Origin of the sequence: Aestuarium sp., from assembly GCF_023253315.1 — a bacterium.
In the GTDB taxonomy this organism is placed as follows: domain Bacteria; phylum Pseudomonadota; class Alphaproteobacteria; order Rhodobacterales; family Rhodobacteraceae; genus Marivivens; species Marivivens donghaensis.
In genome coordinates this window covers 1-703 of record NZ_JALRGW010000149.1, presented here as the reverse complement: position 1 = coordinate 703, position 703 = coordinate 1, and the positions used below count along the sequence as shown (strand labels likewise).

1 protein-coding gene is annotated in these 703 nt (G+C 40.0%); it reads left to right on the top strand.

The annotated features are described in order from the left end of the window. Positions 1-703: baseplate J/gp47 family protein (locus AC1QQ2_RS14730; RefSeq protein ID WP_479713708.1), on the top strand; the 703-nt coding region annotated here is incomplete at both ends.

Here is a 703-nt window from a genome sequence, read left to right as displayed (position 1 = left end):
ACAAACGCAACTGCAACGATGTCTGCTGGGACAGTTTTCAACACAACTATTGAAGGTGAAGCATACACATTCATTAATCCAACTGAAATTACTGCATCAAATATTGGTAACAGTGTTGTGTTCTCCAATCTTGTTCTTTATGAAGGAACGTTTGTCACTTCTAGATTTACTGTTGATACGCAAGACGTTGAGCAGAGATTCTTAATTAATGATAACAGAGCAGATACTCGTACACTTACCGTTAAGGTTCAGAACTCTGCATCTGACTCCACTACAACAACTTATACTCTTGCAACAGACATTGCACAGGTTACTGGTACAAGTCATGTTTACTTCCTACAAGAAGTTGAGATTGGTAAATTCGAAGTGTACTTTGGTGACGGTGTTCTTGGTAGTGCATTGTCAGATGACAACATTGTGATTCTTCAGTATGTTGTATCTAACAAAGAGGACGGCAACGGTGCTTCAGTGTTTACATCTGCTGGTGCAATTGATGGTGTCACAAACGTATCTGTTACAACAATTCAAAGTTCTATCGGTGGTTCAGAAGCAGAGTCAATTGAGTCTATCAAACTCAATGCACCTTTGGATTATGCTTCACAAGGTAGGGCTGTGACTAGTGAGGATTATAAGACTCTCGTAAGACAACTTTACTCAAACACACAAGCGGTATCAGTCTTTGGTGGAGAGACGGGTTCTTTTG